Below are 23,302 nucleotides of genomic sequence, written 5' to 3'. Positions count from 1 at the left end.
GCGCTGTTGGCGCCGGTGCCGCCGTTGACCACGCGACGCCCGTTGATCAGCGTCAGGGTCCGGTTGATGCCCAGGCCGCGCAGGTTCACCTGCGCCGTGCCATAGCCGTTGCCCGTCCAGTAGGAGTTCGTCTGATTGCCCGCCGCGCCGGCCGACGCCGGAAGGCGCTGCAGCAGGGTCTCGACGTTGGTGATGCCGGTGCGCTCGATATCCTCGCCAGTCACGACCGTGGCGGGGCCGACCCCGCTGATGTCCTGACGTTTAATCCGGCTGCCGGTGACGACGATGTCGTCAACATTGGTCACATCGACTTCCTGAGCCGACGCCGCCCCGCCGTACATCGTCGCGGCGACAGCCGCCCCCGCCAACAAAAGCCTCTTTTTCATCGTCCCCATGCCTTCCCACTTAGGTATTCGCTCAGAACCTTTAGCTCCGACTGGGGCGGAACCTGTGCGGGAGGCGTCTTGAGCGTCAAGTCATGTATATACATATGACAGCTCAAAAATCGGTAATATTTATGCCGCATTAATGCAAAAGTGGGGTAAATTTACCCCAAATTTGACCAAGCTAATAACGACACCCCTCCCCGCCTTCGAAAGACGGGCTGGACATGACTATTTTCCGTTGCTTCAAATGATCATGCGATTTAAACATGACCGTAGATTATTTCGTTTTAATACTTGAGAAACGGCAATACGCAGCCGAACGCCCAACCCCTCAAAACAATGTGGGGACAGGCGCTGGATTTTCGGAAACACACAAAAGAACGTCACAAGATCGAATCCTGCGACGGTTCCGCTTCGCCGTTCGGCGCCCATGGGTCACGCCAGGTCGAGCGCCAGGATCATGTCTTCATACTCACGCCCGCCCACGCTGAAGCGCCGCTGGCCGAGCCTGACAAATCCGGCGCGGGCATAGAAGGCCAAGGCCCGCTGGTTCTGAGCATAGACGCCCAGCAGCAATCGCTGCGCGCCCCGACGTCGCGCTTCATCCTGCGCCGTCGCCATCAAGGCGCGGCCCAATCCCCCGCCCTGGAATCGGCTCAGGGCGTAGATCCGCTTCAGCTCCAGATCATCCTCGCGGACCTCGACCTCGGGAAGCTGCGGCTTGTCCAGCAGCGCATAGCCGATGGGCGCGCCATGTTCGACCTGAGCCAGCCACGCCGCCGCCCCCGCCTTCAATCGCTCCGCGTAATAGCCAGAGGCATGCGCAACGCCGCAATGCGCGACGATGGCCGCGCCGTCCAGCACCCCTGCGAAGGTCTCAAGAAAGGTGGCCGCCCCGATCAAGGCCAGGGCGTCGGCGTCATCAGCCTGAGCGCTCACAAGCGTCCAGGCCGGCGCATTCGACGCTTCACTCAACGCACTCACTCAGAACTCCATTGTTCGTCGCCCGGCAAAGAGCGCCCGTGAGAAGCTCCGTCAGCTGGAGCTTGACGGCAATACGACGAAATCGCGCAGGCCCGCGCCATCGCCTGCGCGACGGCAAACCGAAGATTATTCGGCCTTTGCGCCATTATCCCGACTGGTCAACCCTGACCACGCGCCGCTAGCTTCGTCCCATCAAGTTTTGTTCGAGGGGCTGAGGGGCTTTTCATGAAGCGTATTCTGATGACCACGGCTGCGGCGCTGACCGTGGCCTTTCCGGCGTTTGCACAGACGCCCGCAGCGGGCGCGGCTGATGCGACGCCGAAATGGGACGTGCAGAACCCGATCGGCGCCCAGCGCGACGTCAACATCAACGTCGACGAAGGCACCTGGATGGCGCTGGACGTCAGCCCCGACGGTCGCGAAATCATCTTCGACCTGCTGGGCGACATCTATGTAATGCCGATCAGCGGCGGCGAAGCCCGTCCCATCGCCTCGGGCGTGGCCTGGGACATGCAGCCGCGCTATTCGCCGGACGGCCGCTTCATCGCCTTCACCTCAGACCGCGCGGGCGGCGACAATCTGTGGGTCATGGACCGCGACGGCTCCAACCCGCGCCAGGTGTCCAGCGAGACCTTCCGCCTGCTGAACTCCCCCGCCTGGACGCCGGACAGCCAGTTCATCGTCGGGCGCAAGCACTTCACCTCCTCGCGTTCGCTGGGCGCGGGCGAGATGTGGATGTATCACCGCTCGGGCGGCGGCAGCGGCGTGCAACTGACCGAACGCCGCACCCAGCAGAAGGACACGGGCGAACCCGCCTTCTCGCCGGACGGCCGCTATATGTACTTCAGCGACGAATCCACGCCCGGCGGCGTCTTCGAATACTCCAAGGATCCGAACACCCAGCTCTATGTAATCCGTCGCCTGGATCGCGAGACGGGCGAGATCAAGCCCTTCGTCACCGGGCCGGGCGGCTCGGTGCGCCCCACCCCGTCGCCGGACGGCAAGTCGCTCGCCTTCGTGCGCCGCGACCGCTACCAGTCGACGCTCTACGTCATGGACCTGGAGTCCGGGCGTGAGACGCCGATCTATGACGCCCTGGATCGCGACATGCAGGAGACCTGGGCCATCCACGGCGTCTATCCGGGCTTCGCCTGGACGCCGGACAACGGCTCCATCGTCATCTGGGCGGGCGGCAAGATCCGCCGCATCGACGTGGCCTCCAAGGCCGTCAGCGAAGTGCCCTTCCGCGTCACCGACACCCGCCGGGTGCAGGAGACCGCCCGATTCCCCGTCGACGTGGCCCCCGCCCAGTTCGACGTGAAGATGATCCGCTGGGCCCAAACCTCGCCGGACGGCTCCAAGGTGGTGTTCGAGGCCCTGGGCAATCTTTGGGTCCGCGACCTGCGCAACGGCGTGGCCGGAACGCCGCGTCGCCTGACGCGCCAGAGCGACCATTTCGAGCTGTACCCGTCCTGGTCCCGTGACGGCCGCTCCATCGTTTACACGACCTGGAACGACGAGAACCTGGGCTCCATCCGCGTGGTTCCGGTCGCGGGCGGCGAAGGCCGCACCATCACGACCAACCCCGGCCACTATCTGGAGCCGCGCTTCTCGCCGGACGGTCAGACGGTCGTCTATCGCACCTCCAGCGACGGCTATCTGCGCTCGGCCATGTGGAGCCGCGAGCCGGGCGTCTACCGCGTCTCCGTACGCGGCGGCGAGCCGGTCAAGGTCACTGATTCCGGCTCCAACCCGCAGTTCGGCGCCCGTAACGACCGCATCTTCCTGGCCGATCGCGACGGCGACAAGCGCGTCCTGAAGTCCGTCAACCTGTCGGGCGAAGACGAACGCACCCACCTGAGCAGCGACTGGGCGGCCGAGTTCTCGATCTCGCCGGACGAGCGGTGGATCGCCTGGACCGAACGCTTCAACGCCTATGTCGCCCCCTTCGTCCCGACGGGCCGCCCGATCACGGTCGGCGCCGACGCCAAGGCCCTGCCGCAGACGCGCGTCACCCGCGACGCCGGCGAATGGCTGCACTGGTCCGGCGATTCCAGCCGCCTGCAGTGGTCGATGGGGCCGGAGCTGTTCTCGCGTCCGCTGAGCGAAAGCTTCGCCTTCATGGACGGCGCGCCGGCTGACCTGCCCAAGCCCGCCGAACACGGGATCAAGATCGGCTTCAGCGCCGATTACGCCCGCCCCAGCGGCGTCACCGTCCTGACCGGCGCCCGCCTGATCACCATGAAGGGCGAAGAGGTGATCGAGGACGGCGTCATCGTCGTCAACGGCAACCGCATCGAGGCCATCGGTCCGCGCGGCTCGGTCACGGTTCCGGCCGGCGCCCGCGTCATGGACATGGCCGGCAAGACCATCATCCCCGGCCTGATCGACGCCCACTGGCACGGCAGCATGGGTTCCGACGAGATCATACCGCAGCAGAGCTGGGTGAACTACGCCGCCCTGGCCTTCGGCGTGACGACGCTGCACGACCCGTCGAACGACAACAGCGAGATCTTCGCCCACAGCGAACTGGCCAAGGCCGGGCGCGTGGTGGCGCCGCGGATCTTCTCGACCGGCACCATTCTGTATGGCGCGGCTACGCCGACGACGGCCGTGGTCAACAATCTGGACGACGCGCGCTCGCACCTGCGCCGGATGCAGGCCATCGGGGCCTGGAGCGTCAAGAGCTACAACCAGCCCCGCCGCGACCAGCGCCAGCAGATCATGCAGGCCGCCCGCGAACTGGGCATGATGGTCGTGCCGGAAGGCGGCTCGCTGTACCACGCCAACATGAGCATGCTGGTCGACGGCCACACCACCATCGAGCACTCGGTGCCGGTGGAGCGGATGTACGACGACGCGGTGCAGCTATGGTCGCAAACGGGGACGGCCTACACCCCGACCCTGGTCGTCGGCTTCGGCGGCGCCTGGGGCGAGAACCACTGGTACGAGACGACGGACGTCTGGAAGGATCCGATCCTGACCCAGTACGTGCCCCGCCGCATCCTCGACGCGCGTTCGCGCCGTCCGGTGAAGACCCCGCCGGAAGAGCTGAACCACATCTCCATCGCCCGTGAATCCAAGCGGCTGATGGACCAGGGCGTCTCGGTTCAGATCGGCGCCCACGGCCAGCGTGAAGGCCTCGGCGCGCACTGGGAGCTGTGGATGTTCGAACAGGGCGGCATGAGCGCCCACGAATCCCTGCGCGTCGGCACCATCAACGGCGCCCGCGCCCTGGGCATGGACAAGGACATCGGCTCGCTGGAAGTCGGCAAGCTGGCCGACCTGGTCGTGTTGAACGCCAATCCGCTCGAGAACCTGCGGGACTCGACCAAGATCGGCTACACCATGATCAACGGCCGCCTGTTCGATAACCACATGAACGAGATCGGCGGCGCTGAGCGCAAGCCGTTCTGGTTCGAGAGCGAAGACGGCCAAGCCTGGAGCGCCGACGGCACCGCCTCGGCCGCCGACAGCCACGGCCACACCCACGACTGATCCCGCAGCCAGGCAGGAACGCGAAAGGGCCCGGCATCCGCCGGGCCCTTTTTCGTGAGCAGTCCAGTTTGAGCGTTGGTCGCTGCCTACCTCCGCTCATCCCGGCGTCCGCCGGGGATGAGCGGAATGAAAAGGCACGATCAACGCTTGAGGCAATTTGCTCAGGACAAGCCCAAGGGTGACGAAAGATAAAAATCTCGCGGCTTGCGCCTTGAAGCGCGAACGGGGCGAGGAGGTTACTCCCCCAGCCCGCGCACCGAGGCTTCCAGCAAGGCGTTGCGCCGCGCCGCACGGCCCTTCAACCAGCGCATGGCCAGCACCAGCGCCAGCACCACTGCGCCGAAGGCCAGCAGCCACAAGGTCGGATTGTGCGCCTCGCTCATCATCTCCAGCTTGGCCAGGCCCTTGGCCGCCAGATAGCCCGGCGCCAGCATGGCCAGCACCCAGACGAAGGCTGAGCTGACATTGGCGATCTGGAAGACGCGCTGACGCATCTGCAGCACCCCGACCATCACCGGCACGAAGGCGCGCAGCGGCCCGAAGAAGCGACCGATGAAGATGGAGGCCACGCCGTAGCGGCGGCAGTACAGGCGCGTCCAGGCCAGCTTGCGGCGGTGCGGCACCAGCAGGTGGTGACGCAGCACGCGCGTGCCCAGGCGCCGACCGATCCAGTAGGAGATGGCGTCGCCCATGACGGCGCCGATGACGCAGCCGCCGATGACGGTGAAGGGGTCCAGCACGCCCGCGGCCACCAGGCCACCCGCCGCGACCAGCAACCCCGTCGCCGGCACGAAGGCGCCGATGACGACCAGGGACTCAAAAAAAGTCACCGCGCCAAGGATCACGCCGGCCCACATGGCGTTGCGGGCGATGAAGTCGGCGGCCGAGGTAAGCAAACTGTCCATACTGATCCTTTGCCCGAGGGCATATGGGATCAGCCCATAGAAAGGGAATGCGGCGATGCGACGCCAAAGGGGAAAAAGCGCGCGCCGTGACCCTCAGGCCGCACTTTAACTGCCCAACGCCCTATCGCGTGGCGTCATCCGGCGTTTCGCGGCGCTCATCATCCAGATCGAACGGCCGGATGCGGCTGGAGCGCTCGCGCGGGCTGCGCACGCCCCAGGGCCCCGGCACGGCGCCGTAGGCGTCACGCCAGCCGTAGCCGTCCAGGCCGAAGCGTCCCGCACCAAAACCATAGGGCCCATAGCCATAGGGATAAGCCCAAGGCGCGTTCTTCGTCTGGCTGAAGCTCAGGTTCAGCGTGCCGTTCTCGCCCAGCGGCAGAGAGACCGCCGCGCCGAAATCCTTATAGCCGCCGGTGCCGATCCCGGCGCTGACCTGACCGTGCATCTTGCGCGGCGCGGCCTCTTCCCAGGCGTCAGCCCAGGTCTCGACGGGCGGCGCATCCGCCTTGCGCTCGCCGATCCAGCGGGAAATCTGCTCTTCTGTAGACAGGCCGTGGGGGGCTGCCGTCTGCAAGGTGACGGCGGGCGAGGCGTCGCCGACCGTCGCGGCCAATGCATCGGCGCTCGCCGTCGGCACGGCGCCCGGACCAGCGCGCGGCGCCGTCGACACCACGCCCTCGGGATCGCTGCTCACTAGCAAGAGGGAGGCGGCCATGAGTTCGATCAGCATACGCATCTACTCCCGTTCACAAGCACCCTAACCCCAAATGCGGCCAAGGTCAGGCCGTCCCGTCGTCGCGCCCTAAAGGATCAGGCAAAGGCTCTCCCTCCGCCACGAAACTGAGCGCGACGGAGTTGATGCAGTAACGCAGGCCCGTCGGCGGCGGGCCGTCGGGGAAGACGTGGCCCTGATGGCTGTCGCAACGGGCGCAGCGCGTCTCGACCCGCACCATGCCGTAGCTGTCGTCGCGCACGGCGCGGACGTGAGCCGGATCAACCGGCTCGTTGAAGCTGGGCCAGCCCGTGCCGCTCTCGAACTTGGTCCCCGAGCGAAACAAGGGCAGGCCGCACTCGCGACAGCAGAAGACCCCTGCCCGCTTCTCGCCCAGCAAGGTTCCGCAGAAGGGCGCCTCGGTGCCATGGGCCAGAAGCACGCGCTTTTCTTCCGGCGACAGGTCGGCCTCCAGCGCCACGCGCTGGCTGTCGGTCGGCGGCGTCAGGTCATAGCCGGAGGCGGAGCGCATCGGGGCGGCGGATTCGGTCTGGGTCATGATCTCAAAATAGGAAGGGCCGGACGGTCGTTCCACCGTCCGGCCCTCGATAGTCCGCAATGAGCGTTCGGATCAGGCGCCGAACAGGCCGTTCACCCAGGTCCGCACGGCGGCTTCGTCGGTCGCGTCGCCGGCATAGGCCAGAGCGCCGGCCGGGGCGTATGGCGCGTTGTTTCCGCGCTGACGCGTCGTCCAGGCCTTATGACCATAGCTGAGATCGGCGTAGTTGGACGGCAGACGCAGGGTCGTCGGCTCGATGAAGATGGTGTCCTCGGCCGTGGTCGAGCCGGCGATGCGCACGTTCGGCAGGCGGCTCAGCAGGTCCAGCGTGTCCAGGCAGCCGCCCGAGCAGCCGGCATCGACCAGCACGACCACCTGACCCTGCACCGGGTTGGCGGCGCCGGTGTCCGGGGTGGCCGGACGGCCCGGCATGACGAAGGTCGGTTGACCGGCGGCGATGGCGCTGTCGAAGGCGGCGACGATGGCCTGAGTCTGCTCGATCACCGCGCCCGATTCCTGGACGAAGCGCGGGTCCGACACCATGCGGTTCAGGGTGTCGGCGAACCACTGACGGTTGGCGGCGGTGGCGCGATAGGTGATCTCACCGGCTTCCGGCTGGCGGCTGACGGTGAACTCCGGCGACCAGATGCGGTTGGCCAGACCATAGCCGCGCGAGGTGGCGTTCACCGACGCCCCGTTGGCGCCGCGCAGGTCGAGCACAAAGCCCTGCGGTCCGCGGATGGCGGCGGACTGGGCTTCGATCTGGGCGAAGAAGGCGTCCCAGGCGGCGTCATCGGCCAGGGAATGGACGTTGATCCACGGGCGCCCGTTCACCGTCTCGACCGACAGGGGCGCGCCCGATGGGACATAGACCGAAGCGCGATAGGCCGCTTCCAGGTTCTGGGCCGTGGCCGGTTGCGGCGACAAGGTGAAGTCGCGGGTGCGGCGGCCGACCTGGAACTCGCAGGTTCCGGGCACGCCCGTCGTCATCGGGTTGTTGCGGTTCCACAGCAGATAGGGCGCGCTGCGGACGCGGCCGGCCTCGGTCGTCAGGTCGCCCTCGAACTGGTCCAGCTTGGCCTTGGCCAGGTCCTCGATCGGCTCGGCGTTGCAGCTCTTGAGCACGGCGCCCAGCGGCGGCGCGCCGCGCACGCCCGGCTGAACATAGGAGACGACGTACTGACCGTTGCGCCAGGCCGTGGCCACGCCCGGCCAGCTGGTGGCGAAGAACGGACCCAGGCCCTCATAGGTCGGGCGGGCGGCGATGTTGGAATCGCGGAAACCGTTGGCGTACCAGCGCAGCAGATAGGCGTGGCTGTCGCCGCTGTTGACCTGACCGGCCTTGGCCTGCGCCTGCTGCAAGCCCGCATCCAGCCAGGCGCGGAAGGGGGCGCTGGCGTCTCCCGGCACCACGGCGGCAGGGTGGTTGTCGCGCAGAGCCGCGTGCATGGCCTGAAGGTCTTGCCGCGCCAGATCGCTGAAGTTCTGGGCCGAGGCGGCCGAGGCGGCGAAGCTCAGGGCCAGTACGGCCGCCGAAGCGGAAAGCAGGCGTTGCATAGGGGTTCTCCCAGTCCGTTCAGTATGCGGGTTGGTCGTGTTTTAGACCCATTAACGGCGCCGTCGCCACCCCTGTGACGAAATTGCACCGCTTTGCAGACCGCGGCGTTTACGCGCGCCCGTTTCCCGACTAGGCCGTGGTTTCCGCAGGCGCAAAACGCGCCGAAACGCCGCGTGCCCCAGAATGACCGCCCTGGCTGATCTGTTTTTGAATTCTACGGGGCGCATCGGTCGAATTCGCTTCCTAGCGGGCGCAACCTGCCTGATCGGCGTCTGGGTCGCCGTGGACATTTTTCTGCGAACGCCCGGCTGGATTAACGCCCTGATCGCGGCCGCCCTGCTCTACGGCGGCTTCTGCATCCTGTCCCAACGCCTGCATGACCGGGGGCGCTCAGGTTGGTGGAGCGGGCCGATCCTGCTGGCCTTCGCCCTGGCCTGGCCGCAGCCGCTGACGTTTCTGGGCTGGGTCGCGACGGCCGCTCTCGTCCTGATCGCCTTCGACCTTGCGGTCCTGCCCGGTCAGAAAGCCTTCAACCGCTACGGCGCCGCGCGTCAGAGCGGCGCGACGCCGGGCTGAACCGGCCCGAACACCTGCTGGAAGGACGACTTCAACGCATCGTCGGCCTCGTCCATCGTCGCCAGTACGCCCAGATCGACCAGGCTGGTCACGCCGTGTTCGGTGATGCCGCACGGCACGATGCCGCCGAAATGGTCCAGATTCGGCTCCACATTCAGGCTGATGCCGTGGAAGCTGACCCATTTGCGGACCTTGACGCCGATGGCGGCGATCTTGTCCTCGCGGCTCCAGCCCGCGCCCTTGCGCTCGACCCAGACGCCGACCCGGCCCTCGCGCATTCCCGCCTCGACGCCGAAACGGTCCAGGGCGCCGATGATCCAGTCCTCCAGCCCGTGAACAAAGCCTCGCACGTCACGCCCGCGCCGGCTCAGGTCCAGCATGACATAGGCCACGCGCTGGCCCGGCCCGTGATAGGTGAACTGCCCGCCCCGCCCCGTGCGGTGCACCGGAAAGCGGTCGGGGGCCAGCAGGTCGTCGTCCTTGGCCGAGACCCCGGCGGTATAGAGCGGCGGGTGTTCCAGCAGCCAGACCAGCTCCTCGGCCTCTCCGGCGGCAATGGCGGCGACACGCGCCTCCATGGCGGCCTCGGCGGCGGCGTAGTCGACATAGCCCGACGACAGCGCCCATTCGACAGGGCGGCCGTCCTCGCGAAACAGGCGGCGTTGGGAAGAGTTTAACGGGTCGGCAAGCATGATGCCCTCAATGTGGGGCCGAACGCGGCGGCGCAAGGGCCGCCCGTTGATTTGCGAGTATCGTCTTGAGCCAGATCGAAGCCGTCGATGTCGAGATTTCGGTCGTGCTGGGCCGTTCGGTCCTGCCGATGCAGCAATTGCTGCGCATGGGCCGCGGCGCGGTGATTCCGCTGGACGCCTCGGAAAAGGACGAGGTCTGGATCCTGGCCAACAACCATCCGGTCGCGCGCGGCGAGATCGAGATTCGCGACGATCGCATCGCCATCACGGTGACGCGCCCGGCCGATGTCTATGACTTCATGGCAGGCGCGGCCTGATGCCGGGCCGCGGTCAGAAGGCTTTGCCTTCTCGACCCGACGCAGCCTGAGCTTCCTTCTCCCATCAGGAGAGGGAATTTCGTCCCTCTCCGCTATTTCCGCAAAACGCTCTTTTCTTTCCGTCAGCTCTCCGCTATTGCCCGCCCTCCGATGCGAGCGGTCGTGGCGGAATTGGTAGACGCGCAGCGTTGAGGTCGCTGTGGGGCAACCCGTGGAAGTTCGAGTCTTCTCGACCGCACCATCTGATCTGACAGGGCGAATCTCGGCTAGATAGGCTGAAATCATCTCAGAGGAGGCAGATACGTGACCCACACGGACCTTGCCCCTCTGCGCCCCGAAGACCCCCATCTCGAAGACGAAGATCACGCCGCCCTCGGTGAAGACTACGCCCTGACGGCGGCCTTCGTCGAAAAGGTCGTGGACGCCGCGGACGACGGCGACGGCATGCGGCTGCGCGGCCTGCTGGAAGACCTGCACCCCGCCGACGTCGCCGATCTGATGGGCTTCCTGACCGCCGAGCACCGCTCGGTCGTGGTCCAGTGGCTGCCGCCCGAACTGCTGGCGGAATCCCTGCCCGAGATGGACGACGGCATCCGCGAAAAGGTGCTGGAGCGCGTCCCCTCGGCCACCCTGGCCGAAGCCCTGCAGGAACTGGATTCGGACGACGCCGCCTCGGTCGTTGAAGACCTGGAGGACGACCAGCGCGAGCGCGTGCTGGCCGCCATGCCCGAGGTCGAGCGCGCCGCCATCGAATCCTCGCTGGGCTACGCCGAGGATTCGGCTGGTCGCCTGATGCAGCGCGAGTTCATGGCCGCGCCGCAGTTCTGGAACGTCGGCGACACCATCGACCACGTCCGCGCCCAGGGCGACGACCTGCCCGAGCTGTTCTTCGACATCTATGTGGTCGATCCGATGAATCGGCCGGTCGGCGGCGTCGCCATCAGCCGCATGCTGCGCAGTCCGCGCGCCACGCCCCTGATCGAGTTGATGGAGCCGGTCAACGCCATCGAGGTGGACGTCGACCAGGAAGAAGTCGCCTACATCTTCGAGAAATATCACCTGATCTCCGCCCCCGTGGTCGACACGGGCGGACGGCTGGTCGGCCAGCTGACCGTCGATGACGTGGTCAACATCATTCAGGAAGAGAACCGCGAAGACATCCTGCGCCTGGCCGGCGTCGCCGACGAGGACCGCTCGTCCAGCGTGTTCGAGATCGTGCGCGGCCGCGTGCCGTGGCTGGGCATCAACCTGTTCACCGCCATGCTGGGCGCCAGCGTCATCGCCCTGTTCGAAGGCACCATCCAGCAGATCGTGGCCCTGGCCGTGCTGATGCCCATCGTCTCGGCCATCGGCGGCAATGCCGGGACGCAGGCGCTGACCGTCACCGTGCGCGCCCTGGCGACGCGCGAACTGAACGCCTCCAACGCCCTCAGAACCTTCTGGCGCGAGATGGCCGTCGGCCTGGCCAACGGCTTCGTCCTGGCGCCGCTGATCGGTCTGGCGGCGGGATTCTGGTTCCAGGACTGGCGCATCGGCGCCGTGATCGGCGCGGCCATGATCCTGAACCTGCTGGTCGCGGCCAGCGTCGGCGTGCTGACCCCACTGACCCTGTCGAAGCTGAAGTTCGACCCGGCCGTGTCCTCGGCCGTGTTCGTGACGGCGACGACCGACTTCTTCGGCTTCCTGATCTTCCTCGGCCTGGCGACCATCGTCCTGCTGTAAATCTGACCTGAAACGGCCCCGCCCGTTTCGGAACAAGGCTTGCTCCGTCCCGGCCAGGGCGAGAACGCCCGTTTCGAATTGGGTCAATCCGTGTCCGCAGCCGCGCCGCAACGCCGCAAGGTCTCTCGAGAAGGCCTTCTGCTGATCAAGAGCTTCGAGGGCTTCCGCCCGCGCACCGTGCTGCGCCGCGACGGGACGCCCGTCATCGGCTACGGCCACGCCCGTTCGGCCCGCCTCGGCGCCGTGATCAGCGAAGCCGAGGCCGAACTGCTGCTGCAATACGACCTAATGCCGATCGTGGCCCTGCTGAACGAGCGCGTGCGTCTGCCCCTGAACCAGCACCAGTTCGACGCCCTGGCCAGCTTCATCTTCTCCATCGGCCTGGAGCGGTTTCAGGGATCGGACGTCCAGGCCAAGCTGGATGCGAATGCGCCGTCCGAAGCCGCCGTCGCCCTGTCCGCCTGGCCCGAGCGCGCCTCGCCGCCGGTCGACGCCCTGTACCGCCGCCGCTCGGCCGAGCGCGCTCTGTTCGACACGGCCCCCGATCAGCCCGCGCCTCTGGACGCCCTGCTGACCGCCCCGGTGCGCGGCCCCGGTTCTGCAGAGCCGCCCGCTGACGCCGCCCCGCCCACCGCCCCTGTCCTGCGTCACGAAGCCCGCGCCGCCGCGCCCGACGCGGCCCTGGGCGACAAGGGCGCCGTCCTGTTTATCGGCGGCGTCGGAGCCCTAGCCTTCATGGCGGGAATCGCCGCCTTCCAGCGCGCCTGGCGCGCGCCGACGGCCAGCGACGCGACCGTGCTGATCGGCGCCGGCCTGGCCATCGCGGGTCTCGTCTTCATCGGCATGGCGGCCTGGAGCGCCCTGCGCGCCAAGGTGCCGGCGACAGGCGACGTGAAGCAGAAACAGTCGCGCTAACAGCAGTCTTTGCGAAGCTCGCGCGCGATGCTACGCCTTGCGGCATGAGCATTCCCTTCGCGCCCCAATCCATGGAATTCGGCCTCGGCGAGACCGCTGACGCCATCCGCGACACCACCGCCCGCTGGGCCGCCGAACGGCTGGCTCCCCGCGCCGCCGAAATCGACGAGAAGAACGAGTTCGCTCGCGACTTGTGGCCCGAGATGGGCGAACTGGGTCTGCACGGCATCACCGTCGAGGAAGAGTTCGGCGGCCTCGGCCTCGGCTACCTCGAACACGTGGTGGCGATGGAGGAGGTGTCCCGCGCCTCGGCCTCGATCGGCCTGAGCTACGGCGCCCACTCCAACCTGTGCGTCAACCAGATCCGCCGCTGGGGCACGCCCGAGCAGAAGGCGAAGTATCTGCCCAAGCTGATCTCGGGCGAGCACGTCGGCTCGCTGGCCATGTCCGAGGCCGGCTCGGGCTCCGACGTCATGTCCATGCGCACCCGCGCCGAGAAGAAGGGCGACCGCTACGTCCTGAACGGCACCAAGTTCTGGATCACCAACGCCCCCTCGGCCGACACCCTGGTGGTCTACGCCCGCACGGGCGAAGGCAACGGCGGCGTCACCGCCTTCCTGATCGAAAAGGACATGAAGGGCTTCAGCGTCTCCAAAAAGCTGGACAAGATGGGCATGCGCGGCTCGGACACCGCCGAGCTGGTGTTCGAGGATTGCGAAGTCCCCGAAGAGAACATCATGGGCGGCGAAGGCCGCGGCGCGGCCGTGCTGATGAGCGGCCTGGACTACGAGCGCGCCGTGCTGTCGGCCGGTCCGCTGGGCATCATGCAGGCCGCCCTGGACGTGGTCCTGCCCTACGTCCGCGACCGCAAGCAGTTCGGCAAGGCCATCGGCAGCTTCCAGCTGATGCAGGGCAAGGTGGCCGATATGTACGTCGCCCTGAACAGCGCCCGCGCCTATGTCTATTCGGTCGCCCGCGCCTGCGATCAAGGCCTGACCACCCGCTACGACGCGGCCGGCGCCATCCTGCTGGCCTCGGAAAACGCGGTGAAGGTCACGCTGGAGGCCGTCCAGGCCCTGGGCGGCGCCGGCTACACCAAGGAATGGCCGGTCGAGCGCCTGGTCCGCGACGCCAAGCTCTACGACATCGGCGCAGGCACCAACGAAATCCGCCGCTTCCTGATCGGCCGCGAGCTTCTGGGAAGCTGATGTGATCGGGCGGGGTGCTTTGCTGGGCGCTCTGGGCGCGCTTTTCTCCTCAACTGTCTGGGCTCAGGCCCCCTCGCCTATTCTCGATCAGAACGCCTTGATGGCGCAGGCCGAACGCGTCGAACGTCACGCAGACGCGCTCAGCCGCCTGTGGCCCGGATACTGGCCCAAGGGCCAGCCCTTCATCCTCTATGCGCCCGATATCGGCGCCATCTTCGGCGGCGCCCGCCTGCCCGACACGCCCCGCTTCAGACCCGGCCGATTGGGAGGCGCCGAGTTTCATTTCGTCCTGGACTATCCTTCCGGCGTTCCGGACACAGTGCTGCTGCGACCCGACGGCGCCGACGACGACCTGTCGACCCTCTTCCACGAACAATTCCACGACTTCCAGAACACAGCCTTCCGCTGGATGTCAGGCGATGGGCATCAGGAATTCGTCGATCTGAACGCGATACCCGACCTGACCGGTTTCATAGCCGCACTGGATCTGGAACGCTTGGTTCTGCAAGCCGCCCTCCTAGAGCCTGACGCACCCGCTCGGAAGCATCTGGCGCAGACCTATCTGGCGCTTAGAACAGCGCGCAGCGCCGATCTGCCCGCCGAAGTTCTGGCGGTGCAGCAGCAAAGAGAATGGTCAGAAGGCACGGCCGAGTTCATCGGTCTGCAGGCCGCCCATCTGATCGCCGACCGCCCCGATGCGACCTTGCCATCCGCCATCGCCAGAGCGCTCACAACGCCCAGCCAGAACGACATGAGTCTGGTTTCCGAGTTGCTACGCTGGCGCGCCTATCCGGTCGGCGCCGCCCTGACCTGGCTTTTGGCGGACATGGGCGCGGACCAGTGGCGAGCCCAGGTCTGTCAGGGCGTCCCGCTGGATGTCCTTTTGCGCCAGACGATCGGCGACGGTTCCGTCGAGGACGCCGCAGCCGCCGCCGCGCGTTTCGACCTTCCTGCCCTCACGGCCCAGGCGGCCGAAAGACTTGCCCAGGCGCCCGAAGGCGTCACAACCCGCGAAGCCTTCCTGGATCAGGCCCCGCATTGGCTGGTTCTGGAGCTGACCGCGCCCGTTGAGCGCGGCAAGGAAATCCAGCTGTCCTTCTCGGCAGCGAAGATGTCTCCGCTGGCCGACGGAGCCATCGCCCTGCCTCACGGCATGGTGGTTATGGAGGCTCCGGGGTTCGCGCTGAAGAGCGAACGCAATCCGGCCCTGATCGATGTTCCTGTCGGCGTGGTCACGGGCGGCGTGATCGCCCATGCCGTCACCCTGCCTCTAGCCGCCGCCGACCTTCATGAGTTGCGCGCCAGCGAGCCTTTTCTGCTCGAGAAAGAAGGCCTGTCGCTGCGAATCGCCGCGCCCTACGAAATCCACCAACAGGCTGGCCGAACCCGGATCAGTTTCGCCCTGCCCCAGGAACCCTAGGACGGACAGACAGTTGCTCCTTCTCGAAAGGAGATCGTCATGCCCGCCAAATCCGCCGCCCAGCAGAAAGCCGCCGGCGCCGCCCTGTCGGCCAAGCGCGGCGATACGCCCAAGTCCGAACTGAAGGGCGCGTCGAAATCCATGTTGGAATCGATGAGCGAGAAACAGCTGGAAGAGCTCGCCCACACCAGGCGCAAGGACAAACCCGAGCACGTCTCCAAAGATTAGCTGTCCATTTCGCCTCAACCGCCACGGCAGGGATGGCGCCAAGCCTGGCGGGCCCCTATCGTCGCGGACGACCCTGTCTTGAGTCTCCCATTGATGACGCTCGTTCCCGCGCCGCCGCCCGATGAGGGGCGGACCTTCTCCGACGTGCTGGAGCGCCTGGGCCAGGCCCAGGGCGAAAAGCTGTCTCTTCGCGAAATGGTCGAGGCGTTCGGCGAGCGCGGCTTCGGCGCCGTGATCCTCATGCTGGCCTTGATGGCGCTGTTTCCGTGGCCGCCGGGCGGCAAGGCGGTCTTTTCCGTGCCGATCATCCTGATCGCCGCCGAACTGGCGCTGCAGCGGGACAGGGTCTGGCTGCCACGCTGGTTGCTGAATCTGTCTGTGAGCCGCGCTTCCTATCGGACGGCCGCCGAGAAGATTCTTCCGCGGCTTCAACGCGTCGAGCGGCTTACTCGTCCTCGCTGGCCCGCGCTGACGGGCGAGGCGGCCGATGTGGTCATCGGCCTGATCTGCATTCTGCTGGCGCTCATGATGGCCCTGCCGGTGCCGTTCGGAGACGCCCTGCCCGGCCTGACCCTGGCCCTGTTCGGCCTGGGGATCATCCAGCGCGACGGCGCCTTCATCCTGGCCGGCTTTTTCGGCACGGGCGTGTGCGGGATCTATCTGGCCCTGGTGTGGACGACGGTGGTCGCCGTCGTCGCCGGCATCGCCGAATGGGCGACCAACCTCTTCTAGGTTCAGCCCGCGTCAGTCTGACCGCTGAGGCCCTGCATGATCATGCGGTTGATGTCGATCAGGGTCGAGAAGTCGTCCTCGCCGCGCATGACCTCGGAGGTGTTGCGGTTGACGAACAGGCTCAGGGAAATGAACTGCGCCCGCATCGCCTGCGGCATGGCGTTGGCCGGATCCGAGCAGGCGGTCGCCAGCGTCGACCACAGGCGGCGGTTCCAGTCCAGAGCGTCCATCCGCCCGGCGACGTCCGACTTATCCAGGGTCGCGGCGTGCATCAATGCGCGCGTCACCTGGCCGAACAGTCGGTATTCCATTTCACGCGGCGATTCAGCCCGCGTCGCCGCCGTCTTGTACGCCTGAAGCGACATTGCCGAGCCTTTGGTCTTCGTAATCGACGATTTTGCGAGCGCCCATCAGGGCCTTGTAATACTGGCGCGCCAGCACGTGCTTGGAGCAGGCGACGCATTCCGTCAGGACGTCCGGATTGCGGACCGCCCCCATGAATTCCGTCAGGCGCAGAGCGAATTCATCATAGAATTTCGGCGCCTCCGCCTCATCCAGATACATCATCATGACGGGGAAATAGATACGGCGCGCGGGCGTGGTCACGTCCTCGGGCTGCATGATGTCCTTTTCGCGCAGGACGCTGGCCTTGTTCTGCAGGACCAGCACGCCGCGACGGTCGCCGTTCTGCACGACGGCCCCGTTCAGCACGAATTTCTCGCCGGGCTTCAGCGACAGTTTCAGAGGCAAGGGAAGGTCTCCGTGGCGCCGCCCTCACCGTGACGGCCGGCCGCTGAAGAACTGTAAAGCGACGTGGTTAACCATCCCTTCACTTCGATCGCTTCCCAGCGTCACGATCGCGCAGACGGGAACGTCCCGCCGAGCCGAGCCGTTGACCTTTCGCAAGGGAGACGACGATGGCAGAACCCGAATTCGAGACCGACGGCCAAGATCAGGCCGAAGTCTATGACGAGACCCATCTGGACGATGAAGGCGACGGCGATCTGTCGTTCGACGAGGCCGATGACGTGCTTGACGTCACCCAGATGGACGGGGACGCCGACGCCGAACCCTTCGACGAGGACGACGCCGATCTGGACGCCGACCTGGCCCTGGACGGGATAGAGGCCGAGGCCGACGCTCTGCTGGGCGTCAACGGCGTGCGGTTGAGCGATGCGGACAGCGACGGCGTCACGGCCTCGGGCGCGAACGAGATCGAGTTGGTCTACGCCGGCTTGATGCGCAACCAGCGCGGTGCCCAGGCCAGCGCCGCCCATTGGGAAGCCAAGCGTCTGTCCGACGACGATCTAGAAGACCTGGGCTACGGCCCTGAACAATGAGGGATTCAATGACCGAACACCATCCGACCAAGGCCCAGGAAGACGCCGATCCGAACACCCCCCCTGCCAAGCGCGCGCCGCACGAGCACGGCAAGCCAGACCAGTTGAAGGACAAGGAAAAGGAAGCCGAGAACCGCCAGGAAGCCCTGATCGACGAAGGCGTCGAAGAGACCTTTCCCGCCAGCGACCCGGTATCGGCCAAGCGCATCACCTGACGCCTGCCGCCTGTTCACGCGCATCTCTTTAAGCTACCTGCTCCATTCCCCCGGAATGGAGCAGGTTTCGCATGAGCCGGTTCGAAGGCACGTCCAACTATATCGCCACCGACGACCTGAAGGTCGCCGTCAACGCCGCCGTGGCTCTTGAGCGACCGTTGCTGATCAAGGGCGAGCCGGGCACCGGCAAGACGGTTCTGGCCTATGAACTGGCGCGGGCGCTAAACGCGCCGCTGATCACCTGGCATGTCAAGTCGACGACCAAGGCCCACAACGGCCTCTATGAATACGACGCCGTCAGCCGCCTGCGCGACAGCCAGCTGGGCGACGAGCGCGTCCACGACGTGCGTAACTACCTGAAGAAGGGCAAGCTGTGGGAGGCCTTCACCGCCCCGGTCCGCCCCGTCTTGCTGATCGACGAGATCGACAAGGCCGATATCGAGTTCCCCAACGATCTGTTGCAGGAACTCGACCGCATGGAGTTCTACGTCCAGGAAACGGACGAGACGATCCGCGCCGAGGTCCGCCCCGTCGTCGTCATCACCTCGAACAATGAGAAGGAGCTGCCGGACGCCTTCCTGCGCCGCTGCTTCTTCCACTACATCCGGTTCCCCGACGCCGAGACCATGCAGGACATCGTCGAGGTCCACTTTCCCGGCATCAAGCCGCGTCTGGTGTCGGAAGCGCTGAAGACCTTCTATGAAATCCGCGACACGCCGGGGCTGAAGAAGAAGCCTTCGACCTCCGAGCTTCTAGACTGGCTGAAGCTGCTGCTGGTCGACGACGTGGCGCCGGAAACCCTGCGCGAAAAGACGCCGGGCAAGCTGATCCCGCCGCTGCACGGCGCCCTGCTGAAGAACGAACAGGACGTACATCTGTTCGAACGCCTGGCCTTCATGGCGCGCCGCGACGGCGTCCGTCCCGGCGGTTGATAGGGACGGCTGATTTTCGCCGCCTTCCCGTCGCCTTTCGATTACCGCGATTTCACTGGTCCTGCGGCGCTGATGGCGCACAATCGGGGCCTGGAGTGGAGCCGACCATGCAACACATCACCTGGCCCGTTATCGCCCTGGCGCTGATGACCGCCGCCTGCGACAACGGCGGCGCGGTGCGCATCACCACCTCCACGACCTCGGATTCCTCGGGCGTGCTCAAGGTGGTCGACGCCCTGCAATGCCCCCAGACCCAGGGCGTGCTGACGCGCAAGGGCTCGGCCCGCGCCGACGGCTCCTGCGTCTACAGCGGGCCTCGCGGCTCTGAAGTCATCCTGCAACTGGTCCAGTTGGACGGCCGTTCGGCGCAGAACGCCCTGAAGCCCTTCGAAACCCGCCTGACCGCCGACCTGCCCGAGGCCATGGCCCAGGTCGAAGCCGAGAACGCCCGCGCCGAAGCCGACGCCGCCAAGGCGGAGGCCGACGTGGCCAGGGTCGAGGCGGACGCAGCCCGCGCCGAGGCCGACGCCTCTCGCGCTGCGGCCGAAGCCGCTTCCAGCGAATCCGCCCACGTCAGCGCGCCCGGCGTGCGCGTCGACGCCCAGGGCGACAAGGCCACGGTCCGCCTGCCGGGCATGCGGATCGACGCCGACGGCGACCGCGCCAACATCCGCATCGGCGGCCTGACCATCCGCGCCGACGACAAGTCCAGCCGCGTCGACGTCTCGTCCGGCGACGACGCCGTAAAAATCGAGGCGACCGACGGCGCCGCCCGCATTCGCACCAGCGCCGCCGGCGAGTCCGTCCGTTCGACCTTCCTGATGACGGCGGACGAACCCTCGGCCAGCGGCTGGCGCACCGTCGGCTATGAGGCGCGCGGCCCGGTCGGCGGCCCCATCGTCGTCGCCACCGTGCGCAGCAAGGACCGCGATCCCGACCGACTGTTCGACGCCGCCAAGGCCCTGGTGACGCTCAACGTCGGCGATTAACCCCCATCTATCGCAACGGCCGCCCTTGATCGCGCGTTCGGTCTGAGTCACCAGCCTGAGCATGCGCAGCATCAAGACCTTGGCCGAAGAAATCGAAGACGCCGGCCCCGCGCCCCGAGTCCGCAAACCCAAGCCGCCTCGCGCCTGGCAACGCATGTTGTCCGGCCGCCGCCTGGACCTGCTGGACCCCTCGCCGTTCGACATCGAGATCGAGGACATCGCCCACGGCCTGGCCCGCGTCGCCCGCTGGAACGGCCAGACGATCGGCGAACACGCCTTCTCGGTCGCCCAGCACTCGCTGGTGGTCGAGGAGATCGCCGCCCACATCCGGCCGGGGCTGGAGCCGAAATGGCGCCTGGCCGCCCTGCTGCACGACGCCTCGGAATACGTCATCGGCGACATGATCTCGCCGTTCAAATCGGCTCTGGGCGCCGGCTACAAGGATTTCGAGGCCCGGCTCGAAGCCGCCATCCACGTCCGGTTCCAGTTGCCGCCCAAGACGCCGCAGACGATCAAGACCCTGATCAAAAAGGCCGACAAGGCCTGCGCCTTCTATGAGGCGACCCAGTTGGCCGGTTTCACCCGCCGCGAGTCGCTGCAGATTTTCGGCGCCCCTCCGCCCGGCTATGATCTGGTGATCGAGCCGCAGCCTGCGGCCATCGCCCAGCAGCGCTATCTGGACCGCTATCGCGTTCTGGCCGAAGCTGTCGGCATCCTGCCCGGCGCCGACGCCTGGCATACCGAATAGCCGGACACTGCACAGAGCGGCGGACGCAAGGGAGACATATGGCGCAGGCGCGGACGGAGGCTTCATCCTCCCACACCGGCATCAGGATCGGCCTGTCGGCGGTGATCATCGCTCTGCGGGGCCGTGAAGCCGTGGTTCTGACCACCCACGCCCCCGACGGCGCCCCCGCCCTGCCCTTCGGCCCCTTCGACCCCGCCCGCGACCGCACGTTCGAACTGGCCCTGCGCGCCTTCGTGGCCGACCAGACCGGCTTTCCGCTCGGTTTTGTCGAGCAGCTCTACACCTTCGGCGATCTGGGCCGCGACGCCCCGCGCGCCACGCCCGGCCCGGATCAAGCGCGCGACATCTCGGTCGGCTATCTGGCCCTCACCGCCGATGCGCCCGATGACCCCAGTTTCGGCGCTTCTGGCCGCGACGCCGCCTGGACGCCCATCTTCCACGTCTTCCCCTGGGAGGATCGCCGCCGAGGCCCGCCCGCCGTCATGGAGCGCCTCGCCCCCGGCCTGACCGCCTGGGCGGGCGACGACGCCGCCCGCAAAGGTCGCGTGGACGCGCTCTTCGCCCTCTCGCCCGGCGTCCGCTGGAACGAGGAGCGCGTGCTGGACCGCTATGAGCTGCTCTATGAAGCCGGCCTGGTCGAGGAGGCCGCGCGCGACAACGGCAGCCCTGCCCCCGCTTCTCCGGGCGACCTGCCCATGGCGTCGGACCACCGCCGAATCCTGGCCACAGGCGTCGCCCGCCTGCGCAGCAAACTCAAATATCGGCCCGTCCTGTTCGACCTGACGCCCCCGACCTTCACCCTGTCGGCGCTACAGGCGGCGGTAGAGGCGGTGGCGGGCCTGTCCCTGCACAAGCAGAACTTCCGTCGAGGGGTCGAACGCACCGGCCTGGTCCAGCCCACCGGCGTTTTCACTAGCGACACCGGCGGCCGTCCCGCCGAACTGTTCCGCCACGTCCGCCCCGAACCGGGCGACGGCGGCGCCTTCGGCCTGTCTCTTCCCGGACAGCGTTGAACAGCCGTTCAAATTTCTTCGCCGTCATGGCTTGCGGCCATCGCAGCCTTTGATTAGAGAAGCCGCTCGCTCAGCCCCATTAGGGACTTTCGGCCTGCGGAGAGGTGGCAGAGTGGTTGAATGTACCGCACTCGAAATGCGGCGTACGTGGAAGCGTACCGGGGGTTCGAATCCCCCCCTCTCCGCCATTATTTCCTGACAAGCTGACCCGCCCGCCAGGGCGCCCGGGCCTGATCGCACGCTCTGATCAGTCGAAACGCTCGATGCGCAAGGCCTCCATCCATCGCGGAGACGGCCGCCCAAGGGCGATCTGCTCCATCGCCTCTCCGGTGACGGCGGCCAGGGTCAGGCCCAGGTGCTGGTGCCCGAAGGCGTAGTGGATCGCTGGATGAGCCTGCAGCCTGCCGATCGCAGGCAAATAATCCGCCAGGGTCGGACGCGGTCCGCACCAGCGGTCCGGCGCGTCGGAGAAGGCGATGCCCAGCGCTTTCAGATGCCCCTCGATCTGACGCCATTTGCGCGGGTCCGGCGGCGCCGACGGCCGCCCGAACTCGACATGGCTGGAGGCGCGCAGCCCCCCATTGACCCGCGCCACGGCGAGGGAGCGATCCTCGAACACCGTCAACGGCAAGGCTTCAGGCCAATCATGCTGCGCGGACTGGACCGAATAGCCGCGCTCCCCAATCAGAGGAACGCGCACGCCGAGCGGCGCCAGCAACGACGCTGACCACGCGCCCGCCGCGACAACGACCCGCTGGGCGTCCACGGTAGCGCCGTCTTCCAGAGCGATATCGACGCCGTCGGATACGGGCCTCAGGCGGCGTACATCAGCCTGAAGGATGCGCCCGCCCTGCTTCGTGAAGGCGGTCGACAGGGCGTCGCGGACGCTCTGGGGTTCGCTGACCTGTCCCGTGCCGGTGAAGCGAATGCCCCCGGCAGGGCGCGCTTTCAGGACCGCGTCATAGGCGGCCAGATCCTCCGTCTCCATGGGGCGGAAGCGGGCGTTTCCCGTGCGCGCGCCGCGCCAGGCCTCAAGGCCCCGTCTCGCCGCCTCGGGCGTGGACCAGACGACCGCGTGGCCGGTCGGGCGGATCAGGCCGTCCGGCGCTTCGGCCAGGGCCGCCAACCGCGTCCAGGCGCCCAGAGGATCATCGAGAAGTCGCGTCAGGATCTCGGCGCCGTGCGCGGCCGCCGCCGGGCGAGAGGCCGCCAGGAATCGCAGCGCCCACGGCCCCCACGACGCCACGTCTCGCGCCCGGAAATCCAGCGGACCGCCGAAAGCGAACAAGCGGCCGAACGCGCTTTTCAAGGTCGCGGCCGAGGGCATGGGTTCGCACTGCTCGGCGGCGATATGGCCGATGTTGCCGAAGGAGGCGCCGCGTCGCGGATCGCCTCGGTCAATCAGAATCGTCTCGAAACCCGCCGCCTGAAGCCTGAGAGCCGTCGCCGTTCCGACCAGGCCGCCGCCGATGACCGCCCAGCGCTGCGGCGTCCTCATGCAGAGGCGCCCTCGCCGAAGGGGTCGTCCAGGCTGTGCGACGGTTCGGTGAACCAGACCGGCCCGCCCTCGGTCATGTAGAAATGATCTTCCAGGCGGACGCCGAACCGGCCGGGAATGACCAGCATCGGCTCGTTCGAGAAACACATGCCGGG

General features: G+C 67.0%; 26 protein-coding genes and 2 tRNA genes. 17 read left to right on the top strand and 11 right to left on the bottom strand.

The features are described 5' to 3' along the window. Positions 1-386 (bottom strand): TonB-dependent receptor plug domain-containing protein (locus tag ACU5AP_RS14530; protein WP_446681403.1); only part of this gene is annotated, 386 nt, incomplete at its 3' end. 435 nt (positions 387-821) lie between these two features. Continuing rightward, a complete protein-coding gene (locus tag ACU5AP_RS14525; protein ID WP_003164337.1) occupies positions 822-1,325 on the bottom strand; it encodes a GNAT family N-acetyltransferase in 504 nt (167 codons plus the stop codon). A gap of 270 nt (positions 1,326-1,595) precedes the next feature. Between ACU5AP_RS14525 and ACU5AP_RS14520 the strand changes: the two genes are divergently transcribed. Further along, on the top strand, positions 1,596-4,868 hold the full coding sequence (locus ACU5AP_RS14520; RefSeq protein ID WP_446681402.1) for an amidohydrolase family protein: 3,273 nt from the start codon (positions 1,596-1,598) through the stop codon (positions 4,866-4,868). 236 nt (positions 4,869-5,104) lie between these two features. Here the strand turns inward: ACU5AP_RS14520 and ACU5AP_RS14515 are convergent, their stop codons facing one another. From ACU5AP_RS14515 to ACU5AP_RS14500, 4 genes are all read right to left on the bottom strand, one after another. Beyond that, on the bottom strand, positions 5,105-5,773 hold the full coding sequence (locus tag ACU5AP_RS14515) for a DedA family protein (protein ID WP_312053744.1): 669 nt from the start codon (positions 5,771-5,773) through the stop codon (positions 5,105-5,107). 121 nt (positions 5,774-5,894) lie between these two features. Next, positions 5,895-6,509, bottom strand: a complete 615-nt coding sequence (locus ACU5AP_RS14510) for a hypothetical protein (protein WP_446681401.1) — start codon at positions 6,507-6,509, stop codon at positions 5,895-5,897. Between the two features lie 43 nt (positions 6,510-6,552). After that, positions 6,553-7,044: a peptide-methionine (R)-S-oxide reductase MsrB gene (msrB, locus tag ACU5AP_RS14505; protein ID WP_046653013.1), complete on the bottom strand. Its 492-nt coding sequence runs from the start codon at positions 7,042-7,044 to the stop codon at positions 6,553-6,555. Positions 7,045-7,116: 72 nt separating this feature from the next. Then, positions 7,117-8,601, bottom strand: a complete 1,485-nt coding sequence (locus ACU5AP_RS14500; RefSeq protein ID WP_446681399.1) for a hypothetical protein — start codon at positions 8,599-8,601, stop codon at positions 7,117-7,119. A gap of 184 nt (positions 8,602-8,785) precedes the next feature. Between ACU5AP_RS14500 and ACU5AP_RS14495 the strand changes: the two genes are divergently transcribed. Continuing rightward, positions 8,786-9,178, top strand: coding sequence for a DUF805 domain-containing protein (locus tag ACU5AP_RS14495; protein WP_446681398.1), 393 nt, complete (start codon positions 8,786-8,788; stop codon positions 9,176-9,178). On the opposite strand, the gene lipB is transcribed toward ACU5AP_RS14495, so the two are convergent. Continuing rightward, complete coding sequence (lipB, locus tag ACU5AP_RS14490) at positions 9,154-9,870, bottom strand: lipoyl(octanoyl) transferase LipB (protein WP_446681397.1); 717 nt, start codon at positions 9,868-9,870, stop codon at positions 9,154-9,156. The genes ACU5AP_RS14495 and lipB overlap by 25 nt on opposite strands. A gap of 65 nt (positions 9,871-9,935) precedes the next feature. Here lipB and ACU5AP_RS14485 point away from each other — a divergent pair, with 65 nt between their 5' ends. From ACU5AP_RS14485 to ACU5AP_RS14450, 8 genes are all read left to right on the top strand, one after another. After that, the gene (locus tag ACU5AP_RS14485) at positions 9,936-10,187 is read left to right on the top strand and encodes a FliM/FliN family flagellar motor switch protein (protein WP_003164329.1); all 252 of its coding nucleotides are present in this window, start codon (positions 9,936-9,938) and stop codon (positions 10,185-10,187) included. Between the two features lie 156 nt (positions 10,188-10,343). Next, positions 10,344-10,428, top strand: a tRNA-Leu gene (locus ACU5AP_RS14480). Positions 10,429-10,490: 62 nt separating this feature from the next. Further along, positions 10,491-11,909, top strand: coding sequence for a magnesium transporter (gene mgtE / locus ACU5AP_RS14475; RefSeq protein ID WP_003164328.1), 1,419 nt, complete (start codon positions 10,491-10,493; stop codon positions 11,907-11,909). Positions 11,910-11,948: 39 nt separating this feature from the next. After that, positions 11,949-12,824, top strand: coding sequence for a lysozyme (locus ACU5AP_RS14470; protein ID WP_128719768.1), 876 nt, complete (start codon positions 11,949-11,951; stop codon positions 12,822-12,824). A 44-nt stretch (positions 12,825-12,868) separates the two neighbouring features. Next, positions 12,869-14,032 carry an isovaleryl-CoA dehydrogenase gene (locus ACU5AP_RS14465; RefSeq protein ID WP_128719767.1) on the top strand — a complete coding sequence of 388 codons (1,164 nt, stop codon included), beginning with the start codon at positions 12,869-12,871 and terminating at the stop codon, positions 14,030-14,032. Between the two features lie 100 nt (positions 14,033-14,132). Then, positions 14,133-15,452 carry a hypothetical protein gene (locus tag ACU5AP_RS14460; RefSeq protein WP_446681396.1) on the top strand — a complete coding sequence of 440 codons (1,320 nt, stop codon included), beginning with the start codon at positions 14,133-14,135 and terminating at the stop codon, positions 15,450-15,452. Positions 15,453-15,491: 39 nt separating this feature from the next. Further along, entirely contained in the window at positions 15,492-15,680 is a 189-nt protein-coding gene (locus ACU5AP_RS14455) for a DUF3008 family protein (RefSeq protein ID WP_003164325.1), read from the top strand. 93 nt (positions 15,681-15,773) lie between these two features. Then, on the top strand, positions 15,774-16,412 hold the full coding sequence (locus tag ACU5AP_RS14450) for an exopolysaccharide biosynthesis protein (protein WP_003164324.1): 639 nt from the start codon (positions 15,774-15,776) through the stop codon (positions 16,410-16,412). A 2-nt stretch (positions 16,413-16,414) separates the two neighbouring features. Here the strand turns inward: ACU5AP_RS14450 and flaF are convergent, their stop codons facing one another. Both flaF and flbT read right to left on the bottom strand, forming a co-directional pair. Beyond that, positions 16,415-16,777, bottom strand: coding sequence for a flagellar biosynthesis regulator FlaF (flaF, locus tag ACU5AP_RS14445; protein WP_076224771.1), 363 nt, complete (start codon positions 16,775-16,777; stop codon positions 16,415-16,417). Beyond that, positions 16,737-17,162, bottom strand: coding sequence for a flagellar biosynthesis repressor FlbT (gene flbT / locus ACU5AP_RS14440; protein ID WP_046653004.1), 426 nt, complete (start codon positions 17,160-17,162; stop codon positions 16,737-16,739). Before flbT ends, flaF begins: the two co-directional genes overlap by 41 nt. Positions 17,163-17,329: 167 nt before the next feature. Here flbT and ACU5AP_RS14435 point away from each other — a divergent pair, with 167 nt between their 5' ends. The 7 genes from ACU5AP_RS14435 (at position 17,330) to ACU5AP_RS14405 (ending at position 21,837) form a co-directional block, all read left to right on the top strand. Then, complete coding sequence (locus ACU5AP_RS14435; RefSeq protein ID WP_128719763.1) at positions 17,330-17,752, top strand: hypothetical protein; 423 nt, start codon at positions 17,330-17,332, stop codon at positions 17,750-17,752. A gap of 8 nt (positions 17,753-17,760) precedes the next feature. Beyond that, complete coding sequence (locus ACU5AP_RS14430) at positions 17,761-17,967, top strand: hypothetical protein (protein WP_164918008.1); 207 nt, start codon at positions 17,761-17,763, stop codon at positions 17,965-17,967. Positions 17,968-18,038: 71 nt separating this feature from the next. After that, positions 18,039-18,899, top strand: a complete 861-nt coding sequence (locus tag ACU5AP_RS14425) for an AAA family ATPase (protein ID WP_046653002.1) — start codon at positions 18,039-18,041, stop codon at positions 18,897-18,899. Positions 18,900-19,006: 107 nt separating this feature from the next. Next, a complete protein-coding gene (locus ACU5AP_RS14420) occupies positions 19,007-19,888 on the top strand; it encodes a methyltransferase type 11 (protein ID WP_112999375.1) in 882 nt (293 codons plus the stop codon). A gap of 154 nt (positions 19,889-20,042) precedes the next feature. Further along, on the top strand, positions 20,043-20,636 hold the full coding sequence (locus tag ACU5AP_RS14415) for a YfbR-like 5'-deoxynucleotidase (protein ID WP_003164317.1): 594 nt from the start codon (positions 20,043-20,045) through the stop codon (positions 20,634-20,636). A gap of 38 nt (positions 20,637-20,674) precedes the next feature. Then, positions 20,675-21,649: an NUDIX hydrolase gene (locus ACU5AP_RS14410; protein ID WP_128719761.1), complete on the top strand. Its 975-nt coding sequence runs from the start codon at positions 20,675-20,677 to the stop codon at positions 21,647-21,649. 98 nt (positions 21,650-21,747) lie between these two features. Further along, positions 21,748-21,837, top strand: a tRNA-Ser gene (locus tag ACU5AP_RS14405). 59 nt (positions 21,838-21,896) lie between these two features. On the opposite strand, the gene ACU5AP_RS14400 is transcribed toward ACU5AP_RS14405, so the two are convergent. After that, positions 21,897-23,147, bottom strand: a complete 1,251-nt coding sequence (locus tag ACU5AP_RS14400; protein WP_128719760.1) for an NAD(P)/FAD-dependent oxidoreductase — start codon at positions 23,145-23,147, stop codon at positions 21,897-21,899. Then, on the bottom strand, positions 23,144-23,302 hold a 159-nt coding region (locus ACU5AP_RS14395; RefSeq protein ID WP_446681404.1), incomplete at its 5' end, for a M24 family metallopeptidase. The genes ACU5AP_RS14400 and ACU5AP_RS14395, both read right to left, overlap by 4 nt.

It is taken from the genome of Brevundimonas sp. RM1 (assembly GCF_052907225.1).
Note: the sequence above shows the minus strand (reverse complement) of the source record. Positions and strands in the feature narration are given on the sequence as shown.